General features: G+C 56.5%; 24 protein-coding genes and 1 tRNA gene. 5 read left to right on the top strand and 20 right to left on the bottom strand.

The features are described 5' to 3' along the window. Positions 1 to 3 precede the first annotated feature (3 nt). On the bottom strand, positions 4 to 357 hold the full coding sequence (locus HMPREF9237_RS05825; protein WP_016442806.1) for an RNA polymerase-binding protein RbpA: 354 nt from the start codon (positions 355 to 357) through the stop codon (positions 4 to 6). A 379-nt stretch (positions 358 to 736) separates the two neighbouring features. Between HMPREF9237_RS05825 and HMPREF9237_RS08965 the strand changes: the two genes are divergently transcribed. Together HMPREF9237_RS08965 and HMPREF9237_RS05810 are read left to right on the top strand one after the other, a co-directional pair. Continuing rightward, entirely contained in the window at positions 737 to 4,375 is a 3,639-nt protein-coding gene (locus HMPREF9237_RS08965; RefSeq protein WP_016442805.1) for a S8 family serine peptidase, read from the top strand. A gap of 376 nt (positions 4,376 to 4,751) precedes the next feature. Further along, positions 4,752 to 6,989: an InlB B-repeat-containing protein gene (locus tag HMPREF9237_RS05810; protein ID WP_016442804.1), complete on the top strand. Its 2,238-nt coding sequence runs from the start codon at positions 4,752 to 4,754 to the stop codon at positions 6,987 to 6,989. A 243-nt stretch (positions 6,990 to 7,232) separates the two neighbouring features. Here HMPREF9237_RS05810 and HMPREF9237_RS05805 read toward each other — a convergent pair whose 3' ends face one another. The 6 genes from HMPREF9237_RS05805 to HMPREF9237_RS05780 form a co-directional block, all read right to left on the bottom strand. Continuing rightward, positions 7,233 to 7,796 carry a MerR family transcriptional regulator gene (locus HMPREF9237_RS05805; RefSeq protein WP_016442803.1) on the bottom strand — a complete coding sequence of 188 codons (564 nt, stop codon included), beginning with the start codon at positions 7,794 to 7,796 and terminating at the stop codon, positions 7,233 to 7,235. Positions 7,797 to 8,159: 363 nt separating this feature from the next. Then, entirely contained in the window at positions 8,160 to 9,167 is a 1,008-nt protein-coding gene (gene add, locus HMPREF9237_RS05800; RefSeq protein ID WP_016442802.1) for an adenosine deaminase, read from the bottom strand. Between the two features lie 43 nt (positions 9,168 to 9,210). Beyond that, positions 9,211 to 10,977 carry an adenine deaminase C-terminal domain-containing protein gene (locus HMPREF9237_RS05795; RefSeq protein ID WP_016442801.1) on the bottom strand — a complete coding sequence of 589 codons (1,767 nt, stop codon included), beginning with the start codon at positions 10,975 to 10,977 and terminating at the stop codon, positions 9,211 to 9,213. A 51-nt stretch (positions 10,978 to 11,028) separates the two neighbouring features. Then, positions 11,029 to 12,447, bottom strand: coding sequence for a purine-cytosine permease family protein (locus tag HMPREF9237_RS05790; protein WP_016442800.1), 1,419 nt, complete (start codon positions 12,445 to 12,447; stop codon positions 11,029 to 11,031). Between the two features lie 215 nt (positions 12,448 to 12,662). Beyond that, positions 12,663 to 13,475, bottom strand: a complete 813-nt coding sequence (locus HMPREF9237_RS05785; protein WP_231366710.1) for a MerR family transcriptional regulator — start codon at positions 13,473 to 13,475, stop codon at positions 12,663 to 12,665. After that, entirely contained in the window at positions 13,468 to 13,917 is a 450-nt protein-coding gene (locus HMPREF9237_RS05780; protein ID WP_016442798.1) for an FHA domain-containing protein, read from the bottom strand. The genes HMPREF9237_RS05785 and HMPREF9237_RS05780 overlap by 8 nt, the downstream gene beginning before the upstream one ends. Before the next feature lie 307 nt (positions 13,918 to 14,224). Between HMPREF9237_RS05780 and HMPREF9237_RS05775 the strand changes: the two genes are divergently transcribed. After that, positions 14,225 to 14,298: transfer RNA gene (locus tag HMPREF9237_RS05775), tRNA-Pro, on the top strand. 98 nt (positions 14,299 to 14,396) lie between these two features. Here HMPREF9237_RS05775 and HMPREF9237_RS05770 read toward each other — a convergent pair. Then, positions 14,397 to 15,581, bottom strand: coding sequence for an IS481 family transposase (locus tag HMPREF9237_RS05770; protein WP_016442797.1), 1,185 nt, complete (start codon positions 15,579 to 15,581; stop codon positions 14,397 to 14,399). Positions 15,582 to 16,397: 816 nt separating this feature from the next. Between HMPREF9237_RS05770 and HMPREF9237_RS05765 the strand changes: the two genes are divergently transcribed. Both HMPREF9237_RS05765 and HMPREF9237_RS05760 read left to right on the top strand, forming a co-directional pair. Then, positions 16,398 to 16,649, top strand: a complete 252-nt coding sequence (locus HMPREF9237_RS05765) for a hypothetical protein (protein WP_016442796.1) — start codon at positions 16,398 to 16,400, stop codon at positions 16,647 to 16,649. 6 nt (positions 16,650 to 16,655) lie between these two features. Continuing rightward, positions 16,656 to 17,345, top strand: a complete 690-nt coding sequence (locus tag HMPREF9237_RS05760) for a DUF981 family protein (protein ID WP_016442795.1) — start codon at positions 16,656 to 16,658, stop codon at positions 17,343 to 17,345. Between the two features lie 23 nt (positions 17,346 to 17,368). On the opposite strand, the gene HMPREF9237_RS09300 is transcribed toward HMPREF9237_RS05760, so the two are convergent. The 12 genes from HMPREF9237_RS09300 to HMPREF9237_RS05715 form a co-directional block, all read right to left on the bottom strand. Next, positions 17,369 to 18,325: a DUF4417 domain-containing protein gene (locus HMPREF9237_RS09300; protein ID WP_016442794.1), complete on the bottom strand. Its 957-nt coding sequence runs from the start codon at positions 18,323 to 18,325 to the stop codon at positions 17,369 to 17,371. A gap of 18 nt (positions 18,326 to 18,343) precedes the next feature. Beyond that, complete coding sequence (locus HMPREF9237_RS05755) at positions 18,344 to 18,691, bottom strand: hypothetical protein (RefSeq protein ID WP_016442793.1); 348 nt, start codon at positions 18,689 to 18,691, stop codon at positions 18,344 to 18,346. After that, a complete protein-coding gene (locus tag HMPREF9237_RS09855) occupies positions 18,642 to 18,956 on the bottom strand; it encodes a polymorphic toxin type 50 domain-containing protein (RefSeq protein WP_284896917.1) in 315 nt (104 codons plus the stop codon). The genes HMPREF9237_RS05755 and HMPREF9237_RS09855 overlap by 50 nt, the downstream gene beginning before the upstream one ends. 94 nt (positions 18,957 to 19,050) lie before the next feature. After that, complete coding sequence (locus HMPREF9237_RS05750) at positions 19,051 to 19,425, bottom strand: hypothetical protein (protein ID WP_016442791.1); 375 nt, start codon at positions 19,423 to 19,425, stop codon at positions 19,051 to 19,053. Beyond that, the gene (locus HMPREF9237_RS05745; RefSeq protein ID WP_016442790.1) at positions 19,425 to 19,787 is read right to left on the bottom strand and encodes a polymorphic toxin type 50 domain-containing protein; all 363 of its coding nucleotides are present in this window, start codon (positions 19,785 to 19,787) and stop codon (positions 19,425 to 19,427) included. The genes HMPREF9237_RS05750 and HMPREF9237_RS05745 overlap by 1 nt, the downstream gene beginning before the upstream one ends. Further along, a complete protein-coding gene (locus HMPREF9237_RS05740; RefSeq protein WP_039898869.1) occupies positions 19,771 to 20,151 on the bottom strand; it encodes a hypothetical protein in 381 nt (126 codons plus the stop codon). The genes HMPREF9237_RS05745 and HMPREF9237_RS05740 overlap by 17 nt, the downstream gene beginning before the upstream one ends. Further along, positions 20,135 to 20,413 (bottom strand): polymorphic toxin type 50 domain-containing protein, encoded by a 279-nt coding sequence (locus tag HMPREF9237_RS09290; protein ID WP_231366731.1) that lies wholly within the window; start codon positions 20,411 to 20,413, stop codon positions 20,135 to 20,137. The genes HMPREF9237_RS05740 and HMPREF9237_RS09290 overlap by 17 nt, the downstream gene beginning before the upstream one ends. Positions 20,414 to 20,847: 434 nt before the next feature. Beyond that, positions 20,848 to 21,756, bottom strand: coding sequence for a ribokinase (gene rbsK, locus HMPREF9237_RS05735; RefSeq protein ID WP_016442788.1), 909 nt, complete (start codon positions 21,754 to 21,756; stop codon positions 20,848 to 20,850). After that, positions 21,756 to 22,853 carry an aldose 1-epimerase family protein gene (locus HMPREF9237_RS05730; protein ID WP_016442787.1) on the bottom strand — a complete coding sequence of 366 codons (1,098 nt, stop codon included), beginning with the start codon at positions 22,851 to 22,853 and terminating at the stop codon, positions 21,756 to 21,758. Before HMPREF9237_RS05730 ends, rbsK begins: the two co-directional genes overlap by 1 nt. A gap of 56 nt (positions 22,854 to 22,909) precedes the next feature. Continuing rightward, positions 22,910 to 24,316 carry an L-fucose:H+ symporter permease gene (fucP, locus tag HMPREF9237_RS05725; protein ID WP_016442786.1) on the bottom strand — a complete coding sequence of 469 codons (1,407 nt, stop codon included), beginning with the start codon at positions 24,314 to 24,316 and terminating at the stop codon, positions 22,910 to 22,912. Positions 24,317 to 24,435: 119 nt separating this feature from the next. Then, complete coding sequence (gene deoC, locus HMPREF9237_RS05720) at positions 24,436 to 25,110, bottom strand: deoxyribose-phosphate aldolase (RefSeq protein ID WP_016442785.1); 675 nt, start codon at positions 25,108 to 25,110, stop codon at positions 24,436 to 24,438. Positions 25,111 to 25,442: 332 nt separating this feature from the next. Continuing rightward, entirely contained in the window at positions 25,443 to 26,414 is a 972-nt protein-coding gene (locus HMPREF9237_RS05715) for a sugar-binding transcriptional regulator (RefSeq protein WP_155875945.1), read from the bottom strand. Positions 26,415 to 26,530: the final 116 nt, after the last annotated feature.

Genomic DNA, 26,530 nt, shown 5'->3' with positions numbered 1-26,530 from the left:
CGATTAGCGATTGCGCCGCAGTCGCAGCTTGCCTTCGCGTAGCAGCTCGAGGCGTTCCTCCAGCAGCACCTTGAGCTCATCTTCGTTACGGCGTTCCAGGAGCATATCCCAGTGGGTACGCACCGGCTTGGGCGGCTTGCGGTCGTCCACGCCTTCGCCTTCGATAAGTTCAGCTTCCACGCCGCAGCGGCAGGTCCATGCGGTGGGAACTTCGGCGTCCACCGCCATCGCGACGCCAAATTCGTGGCCGTTCTTGCAGCGATATTTCACCTGCTGGCGGTCCACAAAAACCACATTGTCATCAGTTTCGAGCGAATTCGCTCCGATGCGCATACCGCGCAACGAACGTTCAGCCATATTGCTATCCTTCCTCGCGAGCGTGCCTGCTCGCGTTACGTTTCTCCGTTTCCATATTAACGACGGCGCCGCGCGCCCCGGTGGTTACGTCCCGGAAACGGGTGTCATGACGCGTTAAAGAGGGGCTGGACAGAATTCTGGCACTCTAGCTCTACTTGCCGATAATGTACATTATGTCAAAATACGCTCTGGCGGCGCCGCGCGAAGCGTATGTTGAGCCCCACCCGTCCCCTGCTCTCATTCCCTGCCTGCCGGTCGTTCACACTCTGGACTATCAATTTTGATTATTTAAGATATTCGGCAAAATTGCTGGCATGCCGTTGACCTGGGTACATATCTTCACGCTCGGGCCTGCGGTCAGTTATCAGGAAGGAAATGTATGGCTGAGCAACCACGCTGGCGCCGATTGGGCGTCACCTGTGCGTGTGCCGCACTCATGGGCGGCGCTCTCGCTCCCGCAACCGCCGTGGCCACGGAGTCGGATGGGCACGCGCCCCGCGACATCCGTGCTACGGTCGCCGCGGCGGAAAGTGATCCGAATTTCACCGGGAAATGGTTTATTGAGCTTAAGAGCGAACCTCTTATTCGCGGTGGTTCCTCCGCCCGCATCGCGGGTGAACAGCGGGAATTCACTCAGACGGTCGAAGATGACGGTGGCGAGGTAGACACCTCCTACCAGCACGTGTGGAATGGCGTGACCGTCGAAGCTGATTCGGTGGAACTCGCGCGCTACGTTAACGACGCTAATGTCATCGGTGTTTACCCGGTCCTCACGGTGGAACGGCCCGCCGAGGTGGACTCGAATGCGGAAATAAACCGCCCCGGCGAAACTCCCGATATGTATTCTGCGCGGGAGATGACTGGCGCGAGCGTGGCCAATGAAGAATTTGGAGTCACCGGCAAAGGCGTGCGCGTGGGAATTATCGATTCCGGCGTGGCCATTGATCACCCGGCCTTTGGTGGGAATGGTGTCAAGGGCGAGCGTGCTTTCCCCAATGACAAGATCGTGACCGGCTACGATTTCGTGGGCGATTCCTTTAATACCGATCGCAGTGACCCGAATTTCCAGCCGGTCCCCCACCCGGATGCTCTTCCCGATGATTGCGGAGCCGGCGGCGGGCACGGTTCGCATGTTGCCGGTATCGCCGCAGGTAATGACCCGGAAAGCAAGTTCAAGGGCGTGGCTCCCGATGCTGTGATCGGTGCTTACCGAGTGTTCGGGTGCACGGGTTCCACCAGCTCCGAAGTCATTCTTTCCGCTCTCGAACGCGCTCAGCGCGACAAGATGGACGTTGTCAATATGTCTATCGGCGCGGCTTTCGCCACCTGGCCCAACTACCCCACCGCGGTGGCATCGGAAAATCTCGTTGCCGCCGGCGTGGTCGTGACGGCTTCGCAGGGTAATTCCGGTGCGAAGGGCATTTTCTCCGGTAGTGCTCCGGCGGTGGGCCCCTCGGTTATCGCGGTGGGTTCGGTGGACAATACCCACGTACTACGCCCGGTTGTTATGTTCAACGGCGCGGCCGAGGGATTCGATAATGTAACGGAATCACCGGCGGTACCCACTGCGGGTAGGCTCGACGTCGTCGCCTATCCCGAAGGGCAAAAAACCGGTGCCGTTGATCTGCCTGGAACACCGTTTACCGGGAAAGCAGTGCTGGTCTCGCGCGGAACCTCGACCTTCTACCAGAAGGCGCGTGCCGCGCAGGACGACGGCGCCGCAGCGGTTATCATCTACAACAACCAGCCCGGTACCATCAACGCAACCATTGCCGGTAGTCCGGCCGTGACCATTCCGGTCATCGCGGTTACCCAAGAACAGGGCGAGCGCTTCGAAGAAGCCGCAGCTGCTGGAAACGCGAGCCTTGAATGGACGGACGCGAAGCGAGTGGCCGCCTCCCCCACCGGTGGGAAGATTTCCGATTTCTCCTCGTGGGGCCTGGCAGCGAATCTCCAGCTCAAGCCGGATGTAGTCGCCCCGGGTGGCAATATCTATTCCGCGTGGCCGGTCGATGATGAGGTGACGCCCTCGTGGAAGACGATTTCAGGTACCTCGATGGCTGCCCCGCACGTGGCCGGGAGTGTCGCTTTGCTCCTCCAAGCCAATCCGAAGCTCACGCCGGCGCAGGTGCGCACGGCTTTGCAGAATACCGCTGATCTGGTGACCGTGGATGGCAGCGCGGATGCCCTGAAGCTTGCCACGCACCGCCAGGGCGCCGGCCTCATCAACCTTCCTGCGGCCTTGACCGCCGTCACGGAGCCGGGCGCGAATGCCGGCGGAGTTCCCACCGCTATCACTCCCGCGAAGATTTCTCTGGGCGATTCTGACGTGCAGGAAACGACGACGCTCACCGTGCACAACGCCTCCGCAGCGCCTGTCACCTATACCTTCACGGCGGATACCCACGTGCGTGCCACCAGCGGGCCGCATGATCGTTTCACCAGCTACAACGGGACCGATGCCCAGGTGGCGATTAGCCCAGCGCAGGTAACGGTGCAGCCCGGGGCAGAAGCCCAGGTACAGGTTTCCGTGACCGATCCGACGAACGTGCCCGAGGGTGCGATCTACGGCGGCTATGTGGTGGTGCACGGCGATGATAATTCCACCTACCAGGTCCCCTTTGCGGGTCTCAAGGGCGATTACGAAAACGCCTTACAATTCCTGCACACCACGTGGAAGGTCAAGGACATCCGCCCAGATATCGCCCAAAAGCGCCCGGATCTGGCGAATCTGCTCGCCTACGATCCGCCTTCGCTGACGAAGCTCATTGCGTGCCCCAACCCCGCCACCATCTACAAGGGTGAGTGCCTGGATAAGGGTGCGCAGTACTCCAATGCTCCCAATTCCGAACTGTTCGCCTACGCCATGGACTACGCCAACGGCGCGGTTCCGGTAGTGGAATACCATATTGATTCCCCGGTGCAGAAGCTGGAGATCCGGGTCTTCCACGCGAACGAGGATGGCTCGAAGGGCGCCCCGGTTTCGGATAATAACGTGGTGCATAGTGAGGACGGTGTGGGCCGTACCGATCTGGGGCGCTTTGCCTGGGATGGCACCTACCTCGAATCTGCTTCGGCGACGACGCGCACCGCGGCCGCCCCGGGGCGCTATGTCTTCGAGTTGCGGGTCGTCAAAGGTACCGGCGGCGGAACGACTGAGCCGACCGGTGACACCCTTCCCGGCTTCACCCGCAGTGCCAGCGAAGAAACCTTCGTGACGGCGCCCTTCTGCGTCAAGGAATGCACGACGCCGCAGCCGACTCCCACGCCGGACCCGACTCCGAGCGAGAAGCCGGAACCTACCGCGCCCGCGCCGAGCCCGAGCGTCGAGCCGACAACTCCGGCTCCTGCACCGACTCCGAGCGTGGAACCTACGGTCGATCCGACCACGCCAGGCCCGGTGCCGACACCCTCGGAGGAGCCGACTGCGCCGGCACCGAGCCCGAGCGACAAGCCGAAACCCACGCCTGTTCCAGAACCGACCCCGGTTCCTACTCCGAGCACGGAGCCGACGGACGAACCCCCGGCACCCGAGCCGAGCGAAGATCCGGAACCAAGCGTGGAGCCGAGCGAACAGCCGAGCAAACCGGCCACTCCCCCGGCCTCGCACGGCAATACCTTCTTCGTCTCCAATAACTGGACGGCGACCGTTGCTTCCGTAGTGTTCTCTTACGGACGGGCTGGCGACGAAGTCTACGTGGGTGATTTCGACGGGGATGGCAAGGATACTTTCGCGGTGCGCCGCGGGAACACCTTCTACGTCCAGAACTCGCTCGTCGGTGGGAATGCTGAGCAGGTATTCTCCTACGGACGGGCTGGCGACCAGGTCCTTGCTGGGGACTTCGATGGGGATGGTAAGGATACTTTCGCGGTGCGCCGCGGAAATACCTTCCACATTAGCAACCAGCTCACCGGAGGAGATGCTGAAGCAACTCTTGCCTATGGGCGCCACGCTGATGCGGTCTTCCTCGGGGATTGGGACGGCAACGGAACGGATACCCCGGCTGTGCGCCGATAGAAAGAGTGAGATCCCCCTGTATTTTCACCTTTAAAGATTAAATGGACCCCGATGTGTCGCTACTTACGGTGACGACACATCGGGGTCCTTTGTTGCATCGCTTAAAGATAAAGCTGAGAAACATTTTCTTGGTTAGTAGCTCGAAGATCACTAAAATGAAACAACCTCGCATTTGCCAAGGTCAGAGGGATGTTTATTCCGCAAGGGCAGCGTTGAGTGCTCTCGTATTCCTCGAAATCAAATGACTCTAAACAAATACAGTAAGAACTTTGGTATTATCATCTTGTCACTATAGCTGGTGCAAAATATCAAGTCACAGTGTCAAGAATGTGCGCGTCGAAGTGTGCCCTCGGTGGCGCTGTTGAAAGGATTGCAGATGAAACTACGGGAAGAAAAAATTGGACAGGGGGTGAATCGGCTTCGCACCATCGCCGCGGGCTTGGTTTCCGGAATTATGGTTACCGGCGCTACGCTCGGCACGGCTTGGGCTGCGCCGGATAACACCGCTCCGACCCTGGAAATACAAAACGTCACAATCGCGAGCACATATCCCTTCGATCTGAAACGCATGATCGTGAAAGCCGGGGACGCAGAAGATTCTCAGCTCGGAAGTGATGACGTTGTCGTTACGAATAAGAGTGGGTTCACGGAAGGTAAAGATAAACCTAAGTATTCCGTGTATAACGAGGTTCGGGATTACACCGTCGAATTCTCCCTCACTGATAGTGGAGGGAAGACCACCAAAGCTACAGGAACGGTAACAGTCGTTCCGAAGCGCCACCTGGAGCGCTCCCATTCGTCAGCGAATGTCCTCGGTCGGGATACTAAGTACGGGAATACCCCGACCGAATCAAATGTGGCATTCCCCGCTGATCAGCGTACGCCGTATGAATTCAAGCTGAAATACGTCGATGATGAGACGAAAGAACCCGTTTCCGGGTTGAATCTCTGGTTCGAACGCAATAGCGAGATTATCGACGGAAATAAAGGGAAATTCTTCACCACTGATGCTAATGGTGAAATCGGTTTCTCAATGACTCGTGAGGAACTTGCAGCCTATTCCGTAGCGGACCAGCCCAACAAGCATTATCTGACCGGTTATGATGCCGCGACGCATATGAGGTACCTCCAGATTTTCGAGAAGTTCAATTATTCTCCGCATCTGGTGGCCATTTATGATTCGACACCAGGCCTTCCCATCGAGAAAGCGCACTATATCTATCCGGATGGCTCCACGCAGAATTTCAATATTGGTCTGTGGGGAGAAAAGCAAAATCTGGTCAAGTTCAATGCTATCGATACCGTATACGAGATTGAGGAGGGTAGTGACTTCTATACGGGACCTCAACGGAAACAGGAAGAGGTCGATAAAGCCCAGACTAACCTAAAGAAACTCGTTGATTCGTATAGCTATTTGAAGAATTCGGGTACTAAAGAGAACCCTGATTATCAGTGGACCACCATTCTTAGCGGAAACGATGCGCCTATGTATCGCGTAGCTTCCGGTAGTGTGGATACGTCCACCCCAGGCGAGTACCAGCTCACGTTACAAGCAGGTCCTTTTGCTGATTGGATTTGGCAGGACAATGAGATGGGCCTTCGTTCCTATGCGGAAGATACCGTAAAGGTTCGGGTTGTTCCGAAGCCTGTTGTGAATTTCAAGCAGCTCCTTCCCGATGGTTCTACCAAGGCCGAATCTTCAGTTAAGGTAAGTCGTAATACTGTGGTTTCCCAGCCGGGTTTCCCGACCGTTAACACGGAAGAAAAGGGTCACGTTTTCAAGGGATGGTTCAAAGATGAAAGCTTCACACAGCCTTTCGATTTCACCACCCCGATTACGGCTGACACAACTGTGTATGGACAGTGGGCTGCCGTCGCTAAGTACACGGTTGCTTTCGATACTCGTGGCGGAAACGTCATTCCTTCCCAGCAGGTTAAAGCTGGATCTCCCGCACAAGAACCTGAGAATCCGATTAAGGAAGGTCATGCCTTCATCGCGTGGTATCTCAATGGTCATCAATATGATTTCGCTACCCCGGTTAAATCTGATATTACTTTGACTGCGGAGTGGGATCAGATTCTATACAACGTTACTTACCGTTATGACGATGGGGTAACACCGGATGGTAACCGGCAGGTACTTCATGGCAAACAGGCCGAAAATATCGCACCTCCTGTTCGGGATGGATACAAGTTCATTGGCTGGTTTAAGGACGGTCAGCCTTATGATTTCTCCACTTCAGTTACGGGTGACATTACTCTCACTGGTCAATGGGAGAAAATAACAACCAAGCCTGGTGGTGATCCGGGGGCCAAGCCTGGTGGTGATCCGGGGGCCAAGCCTGGTGGTGATCCGGGGGCCAAGCCTGGTGGTGATCCGGGGGCCAAGCCTGGTGGTGATCCGGGAACGAAGCCTGATGACGACCCGGGAACGAAACCGGGGACTCCCAGTCCTAATCCCACAAATTCGGGTACCGACAATGCAATCAGTTCCACTTCCGCCAAAAAGCTCGCGCATACAGGAACGGCAGCAGCTGGTGGTATTGCAGGAGTTGTACTGCTTCTTGCCACCGGCCTTGCCTTCGTTCGGTTGCGCCATTGGGATAGAAAATAACTACGGAAATTAGCCACTACGATTACGGGAAAACAGTAATGTAAACGAAGCCTCTGGAAACGAAGCTATAAAAGCTTCCTCCAGAGGTTTCGTTTACGTGGTAACGGTGCCGGGTTTCTATACTGCTGAGTGACGTTGCTCGCCAGGGTAGGAAATGAGCAAGAGCTACCTGGAGCCTTGATAATAAACGAAACAGGTCCGCTGCACTTCGGCAACGGACCTGGATGGTAAAAGAATTGTGAGTTATGCACCGCGGCGGCGCTTGGCGGCCCGCCGCTGCGCCAATTCATCCACCACTTCTTCTTCAGCGCGTTCGGTGGGAAGCTCGGAAAGCGAACCCTGGATTTCACGCCAAACCCGGCCAACCGCGATGCCGAAAACAGCCTGGCCGCCCTTGACCAGGTCGATCACTTCATCATCGGAGGTGCATTCGTAGACCGAAGCACCGTCAGACATGAGGGTGATACCGGCCAGATCTTCCACTCCGCGATCCTTGAGCTGTGCGATCGCAACCCGAATCTGCTGGAGTGATACCCCGGTATCCAAGAGGCGCTTAACCACCTTGAGGACCAGGATGTCTTTAAAAGAATAGAGACGCTGGCTGCCGGAACCCGACGCATTTTGCACGGTAGGTGAAACAAGACCGGTGCGATCCCAGTAATCGAGTTGACGGTAGGTGATGCCTGCTGCCTTGCAGGCAATCGGACCGCGGTAGCCGGTTTCGGCGTCAAGCTCGGGAAGAGGATCGCCGAAGAGCATCGGTTGGGTGCGCCGATACGTCGCGTCTTTGGCGGTCGCGTCGCTCATAGTCTCTCCGTTTCGCAGCGTGGATTCTGGCCGGTTGCCAGTGTTAGCTACCACGATATAGCAGGCCGGCCAGCGGGTCAGCGCCCGGCGCGGCGTGTCTAAAGCTCAACTTGAGCTTTAGGGTAAGGTGCCGCAAGAAAGCACTGTTTACTACTCCCCTAGCCTACCGCATCCACTCCACAAATTGGCTAGTTCCCGCCACTTAAAGCCCGCGGCGCCGGCACGCTCCCACGCGGGAAGCGGCCGGCGCCGTCGTTCCCATCGCGATGTGATAAACGATACATGCGATGTTATTGTGACAGTTGAGGTACCTGAGGCGAGCATGCGAGATGCCTCGCGCGCACGCCCCAGCGCCTACCTCACCTAGCCCTCGTAGGCAGCAATCTCCGCGGCGATGCGTTCCTTGAGCGAGGCCGGCGCCCAGGAAATATCCACCGCATTGCGCGCGAAACGCTTGAGGGTCTCCTCATCTGCCCCGGCTTCGTCCGCCACGCGTTGGTAATTCTCCGCGATATAGCCACCGAAATAGGCCGGGTCGTCCGAATTGACAGTAACCTTGACCCCCCGCTTATCCAGTTCGGTGAGCAGTCCCACCTTAGAGCCGTCGGAGACCCAGGTATTGGAGATCGGGCAGGAGGTCAGACCGATACCGTGCTCAGCCATGTATTCCACCAACTCGGGCTTTTCCACCACATTCGTACCGTGGTCCACGCGGTCCACCCGCACGTCCTCGAGAACCTGACGAATATGCTCCGCTGAATCTGCAATATCAACATCGCAGTGCATCGTCAGCTGATATCCCAGCTCGCGGGCCTTCGCGAAGACGGCCCCGAACTTGGCGGGCGGGTTGCCGGTTTCATCCGAATCAAGCCCCACGCCGATTATCCAGGGGCGGTACGGCAGGGATTCCAGCAGGGTTGCCATGGCGTATTCGGCCTGGAAATCCCGCAGGAAACACATAATCAGAGCGCTGTCCACACCCAGCTGTTCGCGCGCCTCAATCTGGGCACGGCGCAGCCCGGAGATCACGGTATGGAATTCCACCCCGCGCGAGGTATGCGCCTGCGGATCGAAGAACATCTCCACGTAACGAACGTTTTGGCGCGCTACCTTGCGGAAATACTCCATCGCGAGGTCATAGAAATCCTCCGCGGTGAGCAGCACGCTCATGCCTTCGTAATAAGCGTCCAGGAAAGAGGCGAGGTCATCGAATTGGTAGGAAGCCCGCACCTCCTCCTCGCTGGCGTAAGGCAGCTCTACGCCATTGCGCGCGGCGAGCTTGAATTTGAGATCGGGTTCCAGGGTGCCTTCAATATGCAGGTGGAGCTCAACTTTGGGCAGACCCTGCACGAAGGGCGATATCGCAGTCATATTTTTCCTTTCTGCGTGGTTACGTTCGCGGGTACCCGTTACGTTACCGTGTTGCAATAACGGGATCGACGACGTCAAATTTGACGCAGTCAATGAGGCCGAGATCGGTGATCGCCCAATCGGGAATCGCGGTGATGGACAGGAAGATGAGCTGGCCAAAGGGCGAATCGAGATCCGCACCCAGCACCTCCCGGGCAGCCCGGTCCATCTCCGCTTCGGCGGTGGCCATATCTTCGGCTACCAGGTCGGCAACAATGCCACCCACCGGGAGGGGCAGGGAGGCAACAACCTCGCCATCACACACCGCAACCTGTCCCCCGCCCAGGCGGGAAACTTGATTAATCGCCAGCGCGATATCCTCCGGGTTTACTCCCGCGCACACCACATTGTTATCGTCCGGGGCCGCCGAGGTGGCAATTGCCCCGCGCTTGAGGCCGAAGCCCTGAATAAAAGCAACGGGCAAATTCGTGGTTTTGCCGTAGCGTTCCGCTACGCATACATAAACGGCATCCTGGGCAGTATCGGGTTGCACCTTGCCGTTCACCACCGGGAGTTCCACCTCAGCTCCGGGGCGCTTGAAGGCAACATCCTTGGAGAGCACGATGGTGCGCACTCGCGCCGAGGTAGCCGAATCGGCAACCCGAACTGCGATGCGATCAGCGCTGACCGGGGCGAGCTTGAAGGTATCGAGCACCGCTGCGGTGCGCTGCGGTGCATGCGGGGCGTGCACGGCGGCACCGTTCTGCGCCACGATCCTCCCACCCTTGAGGACGGTGCGGGGCCGGAAATCATCGAGGGAATCAACGAAGAGAATATCCGCGAAACGCCCCGGAGCAATCGCACCGATGCGGTCATCGAGTTGGAACATCCGCGCGGTGTTAATCGTGGCCATCTGGATCGCGGTGACGGGATCAATTCCCTTCGCAATGGCCAGGCGCACCACGTAATCGAGGTGGCCGCGGCCCAAAATATCGGTGGCCGTCACATCGTCGGTACAGAAACCAACCCGGTGGGCCGGGGCGCCCATCTCGGTGATGAGCTTAATATTTTCCTCGAGCATCGGGGCGGCGGTGGATTCCCGGATAAGGATATTGATGCCGTTACGCATCTTCTCCAGTTCTTCTTCCGGAGAATAGGATTCGTGACACAGCGTCACGCCCGAAGCTGCGTAGCCGGCTACCCGGCGGGCATCCACGAGCGGTGCGCAGCCAAAGGCGTGCAGGCGGTTTTCCTCGGCCAGGTCCATGGCGGTGAGGACTTCTTCATCACCGTATTCCACCATTTCCTGCACGGTTTCCCACAAGCCCACGCATTCGGGCATGCGCTGCACTTTCCGATGGTCTTCCACCGCGAAACGGTGCCCCACGGTAGATTCAGGAACCGTGTAGGGAGCTTTAGCGGGCGCACCCCACCACACTCGCATGGAGGATTCTTCGGCTTCGGCCAGGAATTCCTTGACGCCTTCCAGGCCTGCGGATACCAGGATCTGGTCGAGGCCGGAAATAACGGAGGTTGTTCCGTAGCGGGATACCAGATCCGCGAACATCGTCACGGAAAGCTTGGAGCATTCGATGTGCTGATGCCCGTCAATGAGACCGGGAGTCAGATAGGCGCCGTCGGCATCAATAATGGTGGTGTTCGGGCCGCGCTGCGCGTCCACGTTCCCCACCGCGGCCACGCGCCCGTAAGCGATGGCGACGGAGGCGGGGTAGGTTTCCCCAGTGAGAACGTTTACCAGAATTCCGTTGTCAATAATGGTGTCGGCGTGGGCGCGCCCGTAGGCGACATCAAGAAGCTGACGATGAGGCATGAGTTTCTCCTAAAAATAATGACGTTGTTGCGGGGTGACGGTATGCGGCCTTTAGGCAGCGGTAATGAAGGCCCGGCGGGCAGCGCGTTCGCGTTCGCGCACCGGGCGCAGAGCCAGGTAGATTAGCGCGGAGGCGATCACTCCGGCGGGAATGGACAGATCCGGTGCCGCGGCGGGCACATCCACGAGGAGTCGGGTGAGCGGGCCCACCAGGTAGCCAGAGTTTGTGAAGAGCGCTGAGCAGAGCATGCCGCCCAGCAGCGCGGCCATTCCGGACCAGCGCACCCCACCGCTGCCCCAGTACGGGCCGTGGGATTCAATGGCCAGGCCGGAAAGATGGTAGGTGCCGTGCCGGGCCACCCAATCCAGCAAATATACGGTCACCCACGGCGCCAGCCAGATGCTTAGCGAGGCGGCGAAAGCATTGAGGAGGCTGTAGAACGCTTCCTGCTGGATCGCGAAAATGCAGATGGCCACGCAGATGAGGCTATCGATGCACACGATAACCATGCGCGGAACGTGGATACCGGCGGTCTGCAAATTCAGGCCGGAAGAATAGAGGTTGGTGCCGTTTTGGAGCAGCAAACCGACCATAACAAGAATGAGGAAAGGTACCGCAAACGCCGGGCTGAGGATCGCCGGGACGGCCAGCGGATTAGAAAGTTCCACCTCAGCGGGAACCGCTACAGTTGCCATCGCGGCCCCGAGGGTCTGGAGTAGCACGTAGGGAATAAACCCACCCAGCGCCGCCCAGGTTCCCACTGCGAGTGGCGAAGAATTAGCGGGTAGATAACGGGAGAAATTTGCTCCGCTTGGCGCCCAGGAAAGCCCGCCCGAAACAATAACGAGCGAGGTTGCAGAAATCATGGTGAAGAGCGAATCGGTACCCGCGGAGGCGCCCGGCGCGGCCTGCGGAATAATGAGGGCTGCTAACACAATAAAAGCCACCGTGAAAATCATGGTTGCGTATTTTTGTGCTGCCATGAGTATCCGGTGGCCAAGAAGGGGAAGAAGAAGCTGAATACCCGCAAGAAGAACGACGACGGTAATCTGCGCGCCGCCCTCCAGGGCGATACCCGCACGAGCGAGGAGTGCCTCACAGGCATAGTAAACGAGAATGAGTCCCCCGGCTTCGAAGCCGATGAGCATCAGCCAGGACAAAACTCCATTAATACGAGCTCCGCGAGTACCGAGTGATGCTCGCGAAATGGTCATCGTGGTGGTGCCGGTTAGCGGCCCTTGAATGGAGGTTAGCGCGAGAAGCGGGTATGCGATAACGTTGCCGATTACGATAACGGCGAGCGCTTGCGTGAATGAAAGTCCGTAAAGCAGCACCAGCATGGCGCCGTAGGACACGGTAAAAATATTAGTGGTTGTGCCCGCCCACAGGAAGAAAAGATCGCGGGGGCGACCGTACCTTTCGTGGGGCGATACAAGGTCGATACCTTGGGTTTCCACAGAACCTGACATTAATTGTCTCCTGCTAGTTGAGGTGCCCAGCATGACCTGGGTTCGGTTCAATCGATATGAAGTTGTACTGCCACCTTACTCCTGAGTGGGTGGTGCTGTCTGCCTGACGTGGTTCATTTTTGCGCAAAAGGCTACTTGCCGGAGCGGCGAGCTGGCCTTAGTGCATTAAGACGAGGTTGAAAACGTGCCCCGTGAGCGCGGCGGTGGAACGCACCTTAGCGCAGTTCCACTTCGACGTTTTCCGTGAGAAGAGCACCGTAAAGCCGCGCGATGGTGGTGCCGTCTTCGGCGGCCTGGTTGAGGGCGCGCTCGGAGGCAACCGGTGTTTTCTTTGCCAGCTCGGTAGCTAGCTGGGTGGTAATCATCACGGCTTGAGCGTGTGCGGAATTTTTGACGCTGCGAATCTGACGTAGATCATAACCGGCTTCCAGCAGCATCACGCAGTAACGCACAATATCCGCCGATTGGGCGGATAGGCGCCCGCGTGCGTCGGTAGCAAGGATGCCAGCGGTGACGAGCTCCTCAATGGTGCCCAGAGCCGCTCCGGTCATATCGGCCAGTTCGGCTTGAGTAATACGTTCGCCCGGTTTCGGGCGGCGCACTTCCGGTGCGGCGACGGCGCGCATTCCCCCGGGGCGTCCCGGGGCCTCAATGATGCCCTCGTCGAGCTGACGCAGCTCCTCCCGGATTTGATCGAGGGGTAGGAAACGATCACGCTGTTCCCTCAGGATGAAGCGCAAACGCTCGGTATCCGAGGTGGAAAAAAGTCGCTGATTAGTAGCGGTGCGATAAGGAGAAATAAGATTAATGGATTCGTAATGCCGGATCTTTGAAACCGAGAGCATGGGGAACTCGTCCGTGAGTGCACGGCGAACCTCCCCGATACGCAGAGTTGGTTCGTGGCTGAGGTCATGGGGCCAGGTGCTCGGGCTGCCATCCGTCCGCATGCGGCGCGGCGCGCAAGTGTGCGGGAAGGAAGAATCCGGAGTGGCCGTAGAAGCGCGAGATATCACCGGTGTATCACGCACCGGCTCGCGAAGCGTAGAAAGTTAACCGGAATTTTCCGATTTGGATCTCATCACCGGTGCGGAGTACAGCGTCATCGACTCGTTCCCGATTTACGTAAGTGCCGTTGAGAGAACCGGAATCACGCACGTGGAACGTATCGCCGCGGCGGAAGAACTGAACGTGCTTACGGGAAACAGTGACGTCGTCAAGAAAAATATCGGCACGTGGGGAACGTCCCGCATTCGTCACTTCCCCATCAAGAAGGAACCGAGCTCCGGAATTAGGACCGGAGAGCGCAATCAGGAGCGCGGAGCCGGCAGGGAGCGCATCAATAGCGGTACATTCTTGCGGACTGAGATGCCGTTCGGCCACCGGTTGATCAGGTTGCGCGCCGATAGCGGTGAAGCGAGAAGTTTCCGTAGGCGCGGGTGCGGCCGACCTCGGATCAAATTGTTCAGCCATATGACTTCTCCTTCACTGCCCTGGTGCGCTCCCCGGGCGCGTCTTTATCGGTAACAATCCTATAACGATTCGGGGTGATAACTCTAGTGAGGCTATCCGTTCCGAAAGATACGTCAGAGCCGTTGTGTCGGAGTGATGGCACCGGGCTGGGCGTATCACAGTTCCGAGGGAAGAGCGTGCTACGTCACCTTCTGAGATTTGTATTTGTCTGCGCTCATGAGGTAATCTCATGTGGTCCACGTGGCGATGACCCGGTGTTGAAATCAGGTTTTCGGAACGGGGGTAGCGCTAAGTTTTCTTATCGCTTCGGGCTATGGCGCAGTTTGGTAGCGCACTTGACTGGGGGTCAAGGGGTCGTGGGTTCAAATCCCGCTAGCCCGACGATTGTGATGTCCCGCGTCATAGGTCCGCCTGTGACGCGGGATTTTTCGTGTTTTTGGGTTGGATGTCTCACGTCATATGTCCGGGTATGTTTCGCGTCATGTGTCCGTTTTCTTTGTGTTTTTCTTTTGGTAATCCCGGGTCGGGTCGATGGTGAACTCGGCGATTATTTCCCCGCTGGCTCGGTTGATGATCAAGGCGTTGGGGCCGTGGGTGAGGGCTATGACGGCCTGGCCTTGGTAGGCTCGCCCGATTCCTAAATGGCGTAGTTTGCCGGCGTAACGCAAGGTTATGGTGCCGGAGGTGTCTATTTTGTCGATACGCACTCTCCAGTCCTGGTCTTGGTAGGACATGGTGGGACCGTCTTTAGGACGGGCGTGGTAGGCCTCGTGTGGTGTTTTATTGGCTAGGGAGCGGTGGGGGCGGTGCGTGTTGTAGAGGTCCTGGAATTCTTTCACGAGTGTGTTGAGTTCGTCCACGGTGGTTGCTTGGGGTTGGGCTCGTAACCATTTTTTGAGGGTTTGGTGGAATCTTTCGATTTTCCCTTGGGTGGTGGGATGTCCAGGACGACCGTTTTTCTGGATGATGGAATAGTCGGCTAGGAGTTGTTCGAAGGCGTTGGGTTGGTAGCTCTTGTTTTTGTTTCCGGCTGCTAGGCGGGTTGTGTAGACCATGCCGTTATCGGTGAGGGTTGAGGCGGGTAGGCCATAACGTAGGGCTGTTTGGGTGAAAGTGGTGGTGACCGTGGTGCCGGTAACGCGTGGGTGTGCGCTGATGTGGAGGAGGTAGCGGGAGTGGTCATCAAGCCAGGAAATGATTTCCGTGTCGGTTTTATCGGCAAGGGGCCAGTGTGTGAAGTCTGACTGCCAGGTCCCGTTGGGTAGTTCAGCCTGGAAGCGTGTATAGGAGTTTTTCGGGCGTTTTTGCGGTTCGGGGGTGATGAGTCCTGCTTTTTTCAGGATCCGCCATATGGTGGTTGGGCTGGGTTTGTTTTCCATGTTTAGGTGGGCGTGGATGGTGTGGGCTCCGCAGTCCATGCCTTGTGTGGCTAGTTGTTTCCTGATTTTGAGGATTTCGTTGATTGTTGTGGTTGGTGTTGTGTTGGGGTTGGTGTGCGGGGCACGGGATTTTTCTTTTAGGCTTTCTATTCCGTGTTCGTGGTAGCGGGTTAGCAAGCGGCGAATGTGTCGGGTGGAGAGGTGGAACTGTTGGCTGGCTTGGGTGATGTCCATGTTGCCCTGGGTGATTGCTAGGACGAGGGCACGGTTTCTTGAGAACGTCATGTCTCATTTTGCTGGTTTGAGTGTGGACGGATGTCGTGGGACATGCGCGGACGTATGTCGTGGGACATGCGTGTTTAGGTTGTGGTGGGGTGGGATGGACATATGTCCTGAAACTAGACACCGCTAGCCCGACGATGTGATGTCCCGCGTCATAGGTCCGCCTGTGACGCGGGATTTTTCGTGTTTTTGGGTTGGATGTCTCACGTCATATGTCCGGGTATGTTTCGCGTCATGTGTCCGTTTTTCTTCGTGTTTTTCTTTTGGTAATCCCGGGTCGGGTCGATGGTGAACTCGGCGATTATTTCCCCGCTGGCTCGGTTGATGATCAAGGCGTTGGGGCCTATAGGACACTTGGGTCTAATGACGGCGTGTCCTTGGCTTGGATCCGGCTCGGATCCGTACGAACTGGGTCCGCAAACGAAGTGCGAGGGAGAGCACCGTTTGCACCCGATTCCGTGTCTCTAACGCGTACTGTGGCGCCTGCGCGGTCCCGAATGACGCACTTTGACACTTCTGTCCACCCCGCGGCTGTCAGGAAAGCAGGCTCATTGAGGTACTCAACCTTAATAAGGTCGACTTCTCGCTGCCATAACAGGGCAAACCCGGATATAAGAGCCATCTTTGGGGATGCGGGCTGAATTCGTACCGGGTATAGGAGTCTGTCCGGGAGGTGAGACACACTGCGGCGTCGTACTCAAAACAAAACCTGCGCAAAATGGCGAGTTTTCAGCGATTTCCGTCACACGGGACTATTGTCCGGGGAAATGCTCCATGCAAGCTGATAAAACTCTGGGCAAATTAAGTTATGCTTGACACATGGAAAATCATCAAGATTTCAGTGGCATCCCCACTGACCTAGAGGAGCACAAGGTTGCCAGGTGGGCGTCGCTCCTCGCTAAAGCCACCTGGGTTGTCCTCGCGCTTGGACTCGTTATCGGGCTGGTCTTCTGGGCCACGGCAAGCGGAAGTACCGGGCAGGATCTTGGCGTCCTGAGCTGGTGCATCACTTTTGCCGCTTCCATCGCCTTGATGTCCATCCGCCAATTCCTGCTTTCGGAAAGGAGGTAACGGGCCATGCTCATGCAAGGTATTACGTATAACACCACCATGGCGCTCGTTGCCGGTGCGATTATGGTGCTCGTGGTTCTTTTCGCCCGCGTGGCTGCGAACCCGAATCACCGCACCCTGGCCGGGTGGGGCTGGACTTTCGTTGCTACCGGTGCCTTCCTGGGGATTACCGGTATTCATATGACCCTGACCTGGCCGCTGGCCCAGATCGACGGCGCTTTCTGCTGCTCCGTTGATAACATCACCTTCGGTGAGCCGGCTGCCTTCTACGGAATTTTGACCTTTATCGCCGGTATTGCGATTCTGCGCGCTGAAAAGCTTGCGGATAAGGGTGTGCGTCCCCTCGATTTGGTGGCCACGCTGCGTCCGCTTCTCTACGTGGCCGCTATTGGTGGCTTCGGGCTGGTGCTTTTCGGTATCGCGGGTATGCATTTCGGTATGTGGCGTCCCCCGGAAATCGAGCCGGTTGCGCGCCTCATGGCCGGATCGCTGATCGAGCCGCTGCTGGTCATGTTCCTGTACGTGGGCACCGGGGTTTCGGCGATCCTCTCCCCCTTCGTTCCGGATAGCAAGTGGGTGGCGCGTATTGCCGCCATCCTGACCTGGGGCGTGGGCATGCTGTGGATCTTCCTGTCCCTCACGGTGTTCTACAGCCACGTGGGCTTCTTCCCACAGCCGGACGGTTCCTATATCTAATAACAGTTCCTATATTTCACATTTCATGATGTCGCCGTAGCGGAAACGCTAGTGCACATCACACGATCCGCGGGGTTTGGCGGTGTTCCTGGTGAGCATCCCGGACCCCGCGGATTGTTATTGTTGCTTTCGGAAAAGATGGACTGCCGACAGACTGAACGTGTTCGAAAATCTGGTTCGAATAGATAAACTGCGATGTCGCGCTCGCGTGCGGGATCAAGTACTCTCCCACTTTCTGAGCCGTAGGCAACGATGGCGGTTGGCTGCTTAGTTTCACAGATGTGCCGAATTTCTTCTTTGACGATGGCGCGATTCGCGGGATTTTTCACGCAGCCATGGAGTCCGATGGCGAGCGTTGAGCCACAAGGGATTCCAGCCAATGCGTATTCGTCTGAATACGGTCCGCACATGCGCACATTCGCGATTACAGGAATACCCTCGTGTTGTGCCCAACTTCCAAGTAGCTGGTTGCGATAAACCGAATGAAGCTTCTCGGCCGCGGGCATATTCGCGTATGTCGAGAAGTCGGGAGAAATTATTCCCCCAAATTCTCTCAATCTATTGATATAACGTTCCGGGTGTTTCCAAAGTCGTTCGAACTTGTAGTCATCTTCGTAGAAATGAATCCACGTTCCGGTTTCTGCCTTGCTTCGTTTTGAGGCAGCTTCGGAGAAAGCAATGAGCTTCTTAGGGATTGCCGTGCACGGATCTATGATAGGGATTCCCCACGGCTCGGCACTATCGAGCCGTTCTAAGAGGTTCCAGTTTCGGTTATTCTTTCTTAGCTTTTTATCGCCGGAGGTGAGTGACGGCTCAGGGGAGCTTGGGGTAATGAGATTATGGCCGTACTGAGTTATATTCGTGAATCCACTCAGCGCCAATCCGGGTATTTCTTGCTTTCCAATTCCAAATAAACGTTTAGCTTCGCTAACCATGTATCCTGCCAAAATTGTTTTTACGGCCACACCATCTAGAGACATCGGGTTTCCGTAGTGGTTTTACAATCGCTTTGAAGGTGGATAGAGCACAACACCGTTCGTGATGTCGATAATTTTTTCGGGGAAGTCGCGGTAATCGAGCGAAAGGTATTGGTTGAGGCGTCTGGGGCCATCGTGAACAATACTCACGATCTCAATCGCAACAACGAAGAATTCATCGTATCTAGGATCGTCCATTTCAATTCCAAGCTCGCCGGCATTATCACTTTCGAATGCCGCGAAAAAAATACCTATGTATTCCTCACCATCGGCAAAAACAATGCGATAGTACACATCCGGATGATCCCAGTAGTAGCCCTCAAGAACATCTACTTGGTCTCGTTCCTCTGGATGGGTGATGCCGGTCATTTACTCTTCCTCTTTGTATGCGTGGCGGGAACGATGTGTGCACCACTCCTTGAATAGTGGATATTTGCCCGAGTTGTCGGTTGCCCAACTTTTGGTGCCGGGAACGATAAATGCCGATCACTACCCCAAAGTCAACAACCTCTTTATTCGAGTTATTGGGCAAGCGGGATCCGTAGCCAGCGTGCCGTAAAACGAGCTTCTGGATCGTCACGATGTCTAAAGTGACTGCGGAACGGTGAGGTTCGTATTCGGGCTGGCCGGGCATGTGCTTAGCCTGCGTGCCGAAATGAATCTCGGTCGTGAAGCCGTAAACCTCACGGAACTTCAGCTTATGGTACGGAATCAACTTGCTACGTGGTTTACCCATATGCTTCTTCCGATTCCTTCGGTGGATTTACCTGGTAGACCACGGTGTTGTTCGTGATGTCGATAATTCTCTCGGCAAAGTCCCGATAGTCGATGGACAAGTACTGGCTGTATCGGCGCGGACCGTCATGGATAATCTCACGGATCTCAAATACCAGAACATGAAACTCGTCGTAACGGGGATCGTCCATTTCGATGTCTAGTTCACCGGCGTTGTCGCTTTCAAAGGCGGTGAAGTAGACTGCGCGGTAACATTCACCATTGGAAAAAGCGATCTCGTAAACGGCATCAGAATGTTCGTTGTCATAATCCCACACAACCCCAAATTGGCTGTATTCTTCAGGGTGGAAAAAGTTATCGTGTCCCATTATCTCCTCCTAGGATCTGCTAGTACTAAGTGCGCTCCGTTTTTGGAATAGTGAATCGTAGCCCAGGTTGTGGGCAGACCTGGATCGGAACTGCTATACCGATACATGCCAATAACCTGTTCGAAATTGACGATCTCCTTATTCGGACTGGATTCATAACGTTTGCCGTCACCGGCGTACCGTAAAACAAGACGCTGGATCGTGAGAATATCTACCGTGACAGGCGAACGTGACGGATCGTATTCGGGCTGGCCGGGCATGTGCTTAGCCTGCCTGCCGAAATGAATCTCGGTCGTGAAGCCGTAAACCTCACGGAACTTCAGCTTATGGTACGGAATTAACTTGCTACGTGGTTTCCCCATATGACTCCTCCGAATCCTTCGGTGGATTTACCTGGTAGACCACGGTGTCATTCGTGATGTCGATAATCTTCTCCGGAAAGTCCCGGTAATCAAGTGACAGGTATTGGTTGAGGCGTCTGGAACCATCGTGCAAGATCTCTTGGATTTCGATATCAACAACGAAGAACTCATCGTACTCGGGATCATCCATCTCTATCCCGAGCTCTCCGGCATTATCGCTTTCGTAAGCTGTATCGAAAACACCGATATATTCTTCACCATCTGAAAAAGCGATGTGGTAGCGCGCATTTTGATGATTCCAGTGGTATTCCTCCAGATGACCTGCCTGCAAATGTTCTTCGGGATGGTCAATTTTTGGACGCATGGTCTTCCTCCCTTGGCGCAGCAGGAACAATATGAGCTCCTGTCTTTGAATAGTGAATATTTACCCACGTCGTCGGGACTGATCGCGTGGAATTGAGGGAGCGGTAGTTTCCTATAGTCACTCCAAAATTCACGGTTTCCTTGTTCGAGTTTTTGCCGCGAAGAGTGCCCCTGCCGGCATGACGTAGAACAAGTCTTTGGATGGTGAGAATATCGACCGTAACAGGTGAACGTGACGGATCGTATTCAGGCTGGCCGGGCATATGTTTAGCCTGCCTGCCAAAATGAACTTCAGTGGTGAACCCGTAGACTTCGGGAAACTTGAGCTTGTGATAGGGAATGAGCTTGCTTCGCGGCTTACCCATTCACACCCCCGATACAAAATCAGTACAACTTTTCAGAAAAAGGTGTAGGTTTATGGGATGGTTTTGTAAATAGTATTCATAGCCAGCTTCTAGCTGGTCTATATGCCGCTCCTGGCGTCACCAATATTGTATGTATGCGGTTATGCTTTTGACTAGCACATTAGGATATAGTGCGTAATGTCACATGCAATTATTTATCGTACGCCCTTATATCAATGGCGCACTAACACAGCAGCGGCCAGGAAGCTCCCGAAAGAGCCCCTGGCCGCCACTTTCTACGCGCCTTTCACCGCGGGGATATAACCGAGTTCGATCCTATTCCATACCGCCGTTTAGTTGCGCAGGAGAGCGAATTCCTCCTTGCTGGCGTAGGAGGTTTGGGTGCCGCGCTTCGTTACCGAATCGGCAGCGTAGCGATTGGCCATCCGCAAGGAATACTCGATATCGCCGGTGGCCACCACGTAATGCGAGAAGCACCCGATAAAGGCATCGCCTGCGCCGGTGGTATCCACCGCCTCCACCGGCGTTGCCGGCAACAGCATATCCACGCCCTCGGCCACCCAGAGCACTCCCCTACCGCCGAGCGTCACAATAACGTTGCGCATGCCCGCCTCCAGCAACGTATGCGCGGCATTGCGAACATCCGGGATAGTTTCTACCGGCATCCCGGTGAGCAGCGATAGCTCACTTTCATTGGGTGTGAAATAGGTGCAGGCTCGCACCCGGGAGAGCAGCAGATCCGGCTGGGCTGGCGCCGGGTTGAGAAGCACATCAATTCCGTGTTTCACCCCGAATTCAATAGCGTAATAGACCGTTTCCAGGGGAATCTCCAGCTGCAAAACGATCAGTTTGCACTTGGAAATATCCGCGGCCGCGGCATCAATATCAGCCGGAGTCAGCAAGGAATTAGCACCCTGCACAATAATGATCGAATTCTGGGAATCCGGATTGACGAAAATAGGAGCCACCCCCGATGTTGCCGCGGTACGCATCACGTAGGTGGTATCAATCCCGTTGCGCTCGAAATTCGCAACCGTGTTATCGGCAAAGAGGTCATTACCCACCCGGGTCACCATCCGCACCGCCGAACCTAGGCGTGCGGCAGCCACCGCCTGATTGGCTCCCTTTCCACCGCAGCCGAGTGCAAAATCGGGCGCCTCCACGGTTTCGCCATCGCCGGGCATGCGGTTGATATAGGAAATAAGATCGACCATATTCGAGCCGATTACTGCGATATCCATTAGTGTGCCTCTTCTGCTGTATCGTTCTTCGCGCTGCGGGAATGAGAAAGCTCCGCGGCCTGCACTTCCGGTACCAGGCCAGTATGGACCCGGAAACTCCGGGTTCCACCAGGTTCCACCCAGATAAGAGTGCCGGCCCCCTTAGCAGCCAAGAAACCTTCAGGCCGGCTGGTTCCCGGAAGAACAAAAGCGGCCACCTGCTGGTCTAAAGTCCAGAGGATCCACCGGGTCGCCACGGGGAATTGCGCCGTCGAAAATTCTGTGAAGAAAGCGTGCCCCTCAGGGGCAGCAAGCTCAAAACGCGCGCTCTGCCCGTAGCGGGGCAGATCATCGGCGAAGTACACGATTTCCGGATTGAAGCTCTCCGCACCTTCTAAGGAATCCGGATCGATTTCACCGGCGATAATCCGGTTATTCAACTCGGTCCATTCCGGCGTGGGCGTGACGTGCGCGGGAATGGAGCGGCGCAAGTGGAAACTACCCGCCGGGAGCGACTGGCGCATGATGCCGCCGGGCACGAAAGCATAATTCATATGGCACATGTACTGGAGCGGCATCGGCTGGCAGGGAGAAAGATTCTCCACATCCATACCGATGGTGAAATCGGTGGCCCCGGCACCCAGTGAAACCGTGGGCGTGGCGCGGTAATGATCGCCAAATCCACGTGCGTATTCATAGGTGGATGCAAGCCGAATAGCGCCGTCGTTCCCACAACCATCGATCTCAATCCACGCGCGATCCATCGTGGCGCAAGAAAACTCCCCGTGCAGCACGTGAGTATCTTCCGGACTGGGGCAGCCGGCCGCAAGCAATCCGGAATGGAAAGCGAAACAGCCGTAGGTATCCGAAATCTCGCGGGCGGGGCGCGGCTGGTTGAACATATTTTTCATGCGCAGCGAGATACCGTCAAAATTGGCATCCCAGATGATGCCGCCCATAAACGGAAGAACCTCAATATATCCGCGTGAATTATGCACGGTGAGCGCAGCAACGCCCGAAGGATAGCGCTGCGCAATCACCCGAAACTCTGGGGATTCGGCTAGGCAGCGCGGTGCCTCGGTGAACTGATCCTCACGCAGATTAATAGTGAACGTCATAATGATCTCCTTTGTTCATAACAGTGACGTCTCAAAAACACGACAGGCAGGCGCGGTCAGGCCGCGGCGCCCGCGCGATCTTTACGATAAATAGAGAAGAAGTAGATGAGCACCGCCACGAAGCAGCACAGCGACACGATGAAGGAGGTTTGCATCGACCCGGTCTTATCAGAGACCAACCCTTGAATAACGGGTATCACCGCGCCGCCGATAATCGACATAACAATAACGGCGCCACCGGTTTCCGTATGCCGCTTATCCTCGATGGCGTCGAGGGTACGCGAATAAATAGTGGCCCAGCACGGCCCGAACAGCCCGGAGGTCACGATGGCGGCGTAAACCGCCGTCATATTCGGCACCAGCACCACGTAGCTGAGGGCAGCCACCCCGGCCAGGGAATACAGCACGAGCACCAGGTTTTCGTTCAGCTTCGTCATGAGAATATTCGCGATGAATTTCCCGGTAAAGAAAGCCGCGAAAGCCCACACCATATAGTTACTGGCGGTGCGTTCATTAATGGAAGTATCGAGGGTGAGGGCGAGGCGAATCGTGAAGGACCACACCGCCGTCTGCATACCTACGTAGAGGAACTGGGTGAGAATCCCGGTGCCGAAGCGCTTATTGTGGAGAAGATAGCGGAGCGTTTCGCCGATGGACGCCCGGGACTGGTGGTGCGCGGCGTTGAGCGGTTTACACGACGGCAATTGCGTGAGCGCCACCAGAATAAGTACGACGGCGAGCACCAGAATAATGAACCTATAAGGCTGCAAAGTGCGCTGGAGCATTTCCTGCGCAAATTGGGTTTTCTCCAGGCCGCTCAGATCATCGAGCTGCTTATGTAGCGCCTCCCCTTCCGTGAAAATCAGGTATTTACCGAGCAGAATTCCGAAAATGGAGCCCAGCGGATAGAAAGTTTGGGAAATATTGAGCCGCAATGTAGCGCTACGCCGCGGGCCAATCATGGTGGAATAGGTATTGCAGGAGGTCTCCAGGAAGGAAAGCCCGGTAGCAATAGCGAACAGCGCTGCCAGGAAAACGGAGTAGGTTGCCATATGTGAGGCCGGGAAGAACATCGTGCAGCCGATGATATAGCAGCTCAGACCCACCAGGATCCCGGTTTTATACGACCATTTCCGGATCACCCGCGAGGCGGGGATGGCCAGCAGGAAGTACCCGCCATAAAAGGCGGATTGCACGAAGGCGGAGGCGAAATCAGAGAGCTCGAAAATTGATTTGAATTGGGTAATGAGCACGTCATTGAGGGACGCGGCGGCTCCCCACAATGGGAAACAAATGGAAATAAGAATGTATTGGAGCAGCGGGGTGCGGTTGAGATAACCGTCGCGCAGCTGGAGGGAGGGATCTTTAATGAGACCGAAGCTGGTATTGGGAACTCCGGAATTTTCTTCGTGCGGTTTTAGTGTGGTCCGCAGTGGGGCGTCATTGCCCGATTTTCCTGACATGACTAGTCCTTCTTTTGTCAAAGTTCGCCCGCGGGTGGTGGGTTGCGGCGTCGCTGCCACCCCACCACCCGGAAGGGAATATTCGTTTTTTCGGTTGGTACGTGTGCTCGTGCTGGTGTTTAGCGCTGTAATTCGGCGAGGATCTGAACTCCGGCGGAAGCCCCGATGCGATTGGCTCCGGCTTCCACCATGGCGCGGAAATCAGCGGCGCTGCGGATCCCGCCGGCCGCCTTCACCCCCATCTCTTCCCCTACAGTTGCCCGCATGAGCGCGACGGCGTGTTCCGTTGCCCCACCGGAGGAAAAGCCCGTTGAGGTTTTTACGAAATCCGCTCCGGCACGTTGGGCAGCCCGGCAGGCGTGCACGATCTCCTCATCGCTGAGCAGGCAGATCTCAATAATCACCTTGACCAGTGCGGCGGGCTGAGCTGCACCCACTACCGCGGCGATATCCGTTTCCACATCCTCCCAGCGTCCATCGCGTGCCGCACCCAGGTCCATGACCATATCTACTTCGGTAGCTCCATGCGCGATAGCATCGCGAGTCTCGAAAGCTTTGGTTGCCGAAGTACTGGCCCCCAAGGGGAATCCAATAACGGTGCACACCTTGACGCCACTACCCGCAAGGCGGGCCGCGCAAGTTTCCACCCACACCGGGTTAACGCATACCGATGCTGTTCCCAGGTCGCGGGCCTGGGAGCACAGTTCCTCAATCTCGCCGCGGCGTGCATCGGCTCGCAAGAGTGTGTGGTCGATGAGCTGTGCGGGATGTGGATAATGATCGAGAGCGGGCATCATGACTCCTTTGTATGTTTCCCACCGTGATTCACGCTGATAGCGGGAAACTCCACCACCGTAGTCTCCCCTAGCAGTCTCACGCTACTGATATAACACCGTTCCCGGTGTTCACGAGTGAATCTAGGCGAGAGCCCCACTTGCGCGCCATGCGCTGCCCCGCGCTTCTGCAGTGTACAAAACCGCGTCAGCTTGCGGGAAAACCACTGTGGCGCGGTTACGGAGCGCGCATATTGCCACCGATGTTCGCGAAAGGAACATTTGTTACACGGCAGCTTAGCCTTGTTATCCCTCAGCCGTTCAACTTCGGATCACTGTGTTCAGGCTTATCATCAGGCCATCATCGTCAAAGCCCGCGCGGTCCCAACATCGGTAACCAGGCGGGACACATAGCCATTGGCCAAGGCTGCATAAATAGCCTGGAGTTTATCCGGCCCGCCGGCCACCAGGATCTTTTGCTCCTTTTCGCGCAACTCGGGCAGGCTAATCCCGGTGGCACGATTATTGAGATCCGGAAGGCATATCCGGCCCTGCGCGGTAATGAAATGGGTGCAAATATCACCGACCGAGGTGGTGAGCAGGCGCGTCATATCGGCATCCTCCAGGCGGAAACCTGCCAGATAGGCCAGATTGGAGCGAGCATCCCCCACGGTGTAGAGAACCACCCGGGTACTGGCCCGCTGCGTGCGCGTAGCTCGCAAGCGCGCCTTCACGCCCGGATCTTCACGTTGCTGAGCACTGAGAAAAGCCGGGAGCTGGAAATACACGGCCTGCCCGCCACAGGAGGCGGCAATGCGTTCCATCACCATCGTTTCATCAATGGTGCGCACGCATGCCCCGATACAGCACGTCAGCTGAATAATCGCCACGCCTTTACGCGGAATACGAGGCATATGGCGGGAGACCGCTTCGGTCGTGCGCGAGAGGCAGATGCCGATAGCGTCGCCGTCACGAATCTGTTCGCTGAGCACCTGCGCGCCCACCCGCCCGAGGGCCTCGCGCATATCTTCCGGCGCGGAACTGGGCGGGCTGACCAGGCGCACATCCAGTAAATTGAAGCGCTCGCTCAAACGCGCGCATAGGAAAGCATCATCTTCGCGCGGATCATTGACGGTAATCCGCACAAAACCGCGTTTGCGGGCGTGGCTGAGCAACTTGGAGATCGTGGAGCGGGCCAGGTGCATACGCTGGGCGACCTCGTCCTGGCTGAGTCCGGAGTAATACAGTTTTGCGGCGTCAAGCGCATCAATATCCCGAGTAGAAAGACCAGAGTCCACGTGCACCACCTCGTCGTCGTACCTCACCACCGCTAGTGTAAGCGAGGCTTCCCGCGCACGTAACAACGCAGTCGCCGCGGCGTCGTTCCACCCGGGACCTGTGATTACACCGGGGCGCGGCCTTAGCGTTAGGATGGAGAGCG

The organism is Actinotignum schaalii FB123-CNA-2 (assembly GCF_000411135.1).
Lineage (GTDB): Bacteria > Actinomycetota > Actinomycetes > Actinomycetales > Actinomycetaceae > Actinotignum > Actinotignum schaalii_A.
Note: the sequence above shows the minus strand (reverse complement) of the source record. Positions and strands in the feature narration are given on the sequence as shown.